Genomic DNA, 4,235 nt, shown 5'->3' with positions numbered 1-4,235 from the left:
AATGAAGCTGGACTTCAATTTTACGATGATTTATTTGATGAATTATTGAAAAATGGTATTGAGCCGGTCATTACGCTAACTCACTTTGAAATGCCGCTTCACTTAGCACAAACTTATGGTGGATTTAGAAACCGGAAAGTAGTCGATTTCTTTGTTAAATTTGCCGAAGTAGTTTTCGAACGTTATAAAAATAAAGTGAAATACTGGATGACGTTTAATGAAATCAACAATATGATGGATTACACAAACCCGATTTTCTTATGGACAAACGTTGGAGTTCAAGTTGAAGCAGGCGAAAACGCTAAAGAAGTGATGTACACTGCAGCGCACCATGTCTTACTAGCTAGTGCTCTATCAGTGAAAATCGGACGCCAAATCAACCCTGATTTTCAAATTGGAGCGATGGTGTCTCATGTACCGATCTATCCATTAACGGCTCATCCAGAAGATGCTATGTTGGCTGAAGAATCCATGCATTTGCGTTATTTCTTCCCGGATGTACAAGTACGTGGGTATTATCCAAACTATACGCTGAAAGAATTTGAGCGCGATGGCTTGAATATTCCTATTCAAGAAGACGACGCTGAAATATTAGCACAAGGTAAAGTGGATTATTTAGGGTTCAGTTACTATATGTCTAATGTGGTGGATCATAAAGATGAAAACAACGATGATGAAGCTGCTAACGTACATGGTAAGATTCCTTATCAAGTAGATAACCCATATCTAAAAGCTAGTGACTGGGGTTGGACGATTGATCCTGTAGGTTTGCGTTACACGTTGAATCGTTTCTGGGATCGTTATCAAATTCCACTGTTCATTGTGGAAAATGGATTTGGTGCGATTGATACTGTTGAAGAAGACGGCAGTATCCATGATGAAGCACGTATTTCTTATTTGCGTGAACACATTAAACAAATGGGCATCGCGATAAATCACGATGGTGTTGAATTAATGGGGTATACACCTTGGGGCATCATTGATATCGTTTCATTCACTACTGGAGAAATGAAAAAACGCTATGGTATGATTTATGTCGACCGTGACAACGAAGGTAATGGAACAATGGAACGCAGTAAGAAAGATTCCTTTGACTGGTACAAAAAAGTCATTGAATCGAATGGAGAAGACCTATAAGATAGTTAAAAAGGCAGCTTGAAACCTAAATTGAACTGCCCCCTGTCAAGTAGACAGGTAAATAAACAAAATAATTTTGCCATGTATGATAAAAATCATGCATGGCTTTTTATGTTGGAATGGATAAACCCATTTTTAACGTTACTCTCTTGGTATTATAAAACTTAATATATCTTTCGATGTCTTTTTATAATTCCTTCATTGAGATACAGTTGAATAGATTGTTCTAGTACCGTAAATGTATGTTTATTATTTGAACGCATAAAAATCCCCCCTAAAGTAAACTACTCTAGGGGGGACAGGTCCCGGTCTCTGATTTTATTGTTATTAAGAAATAACTTTTACATCGTCGTCGATTTTAAAGGGCTGTTCTTTATTGATGTGATCATAAAACATGATTCCATTGATATGGTCAATTTCATGTTGAATAACAATCGCTGGATAGTTTTTTAAACGCGTTTTATGAAGTTCTCCTTCTAAATCGAAGTACGTTAATGTAATACGGCTGTGACGAGGCACGTAACCCGGTACTTCACGATCCACAGATAAGCAACCTTCACCTTCAGTTAAACAAGCACTTTGAACTGAATGACTGATGATTTTTGGATTGACCATAACAGCACTAATGATAGGCTCATCAATTCCTTCTTCAATGCCAGGGATGTGCACAGCAATCAAACGTTTTGAAATGTTTAATTGAGGTGCTGCAAGACCTACTCCAGCGCGCAAGTTATATTTTTCAGCAATTTCAGGGTCTTGGCTGTTTTTTAGAAATTGGAGCATATCTTTGCCTAATTGCTTTTCTTCTTCACTAAGGGGCAATGCTAATTCTTTAGCAACCATTCTTAAGGTAGGATGGCCTTCTCTAATAATGTCTTCCATTGTAATCATAACGGTTCACTCCTAATATTGTTTCGTAATAGTCATTTTCCACATAGGGAAAATCCTTATCAATTTCATCTTATTTATTTTATCAGTAAACTCAACTTTTTGCACGATGTATAAAAAGTTGAAAAAAAACTTTTTTTCATAAATAGATTATGGGATAATGATAAACATGAAAATAGAAACTGTTTTTAAATCAAAAGTTAGAGGAGATTAGAATATGATAGATGCAAAAAGTTATGTTAACGAAGTTTATACTAAAGTTTCAGAACGGGATCCGGATCAACCGGAATATTTGCAAGCAGTAAAAGAATTTTTTGGTACTATCGAACCAGTCTTCGCAGCTCATCCAGAATTAATTGAAAAAAATATTTTAGAACGCTTAGTGGAACCAGAAAGAATTCTACAATTTAGAGTTCCTTGGGTCGATGATCAAGGGGCAGTAAAGGTAAACCGTGGATACAGAGTGCAATACAATTCTGCTATAGGACCTTATAAAGGAGGACTACGTTTCCATCCATCTGTTACACAAAGTATTGTGAAATTTTTAGGATTTGAGCAAATTTTCAAGAATAGTCTGACTGGATTGCCTATTGGCGGCGGTAAAGGCGGTAGTGACTTTGATCCAAAAGGGAAATCTGACAATGAAGTTATGCGTTTTTGTCAAAGTTTTATGACAGAACTGCAACGTCATATAGGACCAGATATCGATGTGCCAGCTGGTGATATCGGTGTAGGTGCACGTGAAATCGGATTTTTATTTGGACAATATAAAAAGTTGAATGGTTTCCAAGCAGGAATTTTAACTGGAAAACCGATTTTCTTAGGTGGAAGTTTAGCACGAACAGAAGCTACAGGCTACGGGTTAGTTTACTTTACTAAAGAAATGTTAGACGATATTGGAAAATCTTTCAAAAATCAAAAAGTCGTTGTTTCCGGAAGTGGAAATGTAGCTATCTATGCAATTGAAAAGGTTCAAGAATTTGGTGGAACGGTTATTGCTTGTTCCGATTCAGATGGCTATATTTTTGATCCAGAAGGAATTGATTTAGCACTTGTTAAAAAAATCAAAGAAGAAAAAAGAGAAAGAATTTCAGAGTATCTAACCGAACGTCCGAATGCAACTTATGAAAACGGCAATATCTGGGACTTAGAAGAAAGATATACAATTGCACTTCCATGTGCAACTCAAAATGAAATCGATGGACCAACAGCACAGAAAATGATCAGCCAAGGAGTTAGTGCTGTTGCCGAAGGAGCCAACATGCCATGCAATTTAGAGGCTATTAAAGAGTTCCAAAAGGCTGGAATCGTATATGGTCCAGCTAAAGCAGCTAATGCTGGTGGGGTAGCAGTTTCAGCATTAGAAATGAGCCAAAATAGTCAAAGACTAAATTGGAGTTTTGAAGAAGTAGATGATGAATTGAAAAAAATCATGAAAAACATCTATAAAGAAATAAAAGATACAGCTAAGTCTTATAATTTAGATGGAGATTTTGTAGCTGGAGCGAATATTGCTGGTTTTACAAAAGTTGCGAAAGCAATGCTAAGTCAAGGAATTATTTAAATAGAACTAAAAGAAAATCCGTTAAAAAAACGGGTTTTTTTTTAGCACAAATAAAAACAATAGTGTTTTTATTTGTGCTTATGGTTAAAATTTACGAAAAATAACAGTTGAAAAATAAAAAAAAGGCGAAAAAGTGAACAATTATTGAATTCTAATCAAAAGAAAATCTTTTTGTGAAAAAAGATGTATCCAAAAAAATGAAGATATTTATTTAGAAAGTAATACAGTTTCATAAAAATTATATAACAGTTTTAAAGAGGTAAGTATCCGCTTTTTTCAGAGTTTATTTTAAAGCTAATGTGCTATATAACAAGGGATAAACAATTTTAATAGTGAAAAATTTCACAATAAGGATTCCAGTATGACTGGAAAACTAGATTAAAGTAAGGTGAATAGATAGAATTCATAGGGTTTAACGTTTAGTTTACTTGCATCTAAGTTGAAAGCGTGTTAAATTTAAGTTGTGAAAAATTCTGAGTAATACAGTTTCTTTAACAGTATAAAACAGAATTTTGAAAAACAATATTGTAAACGAGAGAGGAATGGGTTATACATGGTTAACAAAAAACAACCAGTAGATTTTGAAGCATTGTTAAGCACAATTGATGCTGCTTTCCCAATGGTACAAATCTTTGATAAGGACGGT

The 4,235-nt window shown here is 34.9% G+C and carries 3 protein-coding genes; 2 read left to right on the top strand and 1 reads right to left on the bottom strand.

Annotated elements, in window-relative coordinates; translation table 11 throughout:
* A partial coding sequence (locus tag ABS911_RS14475; RefSeq protein WP_350468144.1) for a family 1 glycosylhydrolase occupies positions 1-1,137 on the top strand: 1,137 nt, incomplete at its 5' end.
* Between the two features lie 327 nt (positions 1,138-1,464).
* Here the strand turns inward: ABS911_RS14475 and def are convergent.
* Complete coding sequence (def, locus tag ABS911_RS14470; protein ID WP_350468143.1) at positions 1,465-2,028, bottom strand: peptide deformylase; 564 nt, start codon at positions 2,026-2,028, stop codon at positions 1,465-1,467.
* Positions 2,029-2,242: 214 nt separating this feature from the next.
* Here def and gdhA point away from each other — a divergent pair, with 214 nt between their 5' ends.
* Positions 2,243-3,589 (top strand): NADP-specific glutamate dehydrogenase, encoded by a 1,347-nt coding sequence (gene gdhA, locus ABS911_RS14465; RefSeq protein WP_350468142.1) that lies wholly within the window; start codon positions 2,243-2,245, stop codon positions 3,587-3,589.
* Positions 3,590-4,235: the final 646 nt, after the last annotated feature.

Source organism: Carnobacterium sp. (assembly GCF_040274425.1).
The sequence above is the reverse complement of the archived record's forward strand: the minus strand, read 5'-3'. Positions and strand labels throughout refer to the sequence as shown.

Bases quoted from the DNA above. Each gene is read 5' to 3' on its own strand.
- def (WP_350468143.1), bottom strand. From the start codon at position 2,028: ATGATTACAATGGAAGACATTATTAGAGAAGGCCATCCTACCTTAAGA.
- gdhA (WP_350468142.1), top strand. From the start codon at position 2,243: ATGATAGATGCAAAAAGTTATGTTAACGAAGTTTATACTAAAGTTTCA.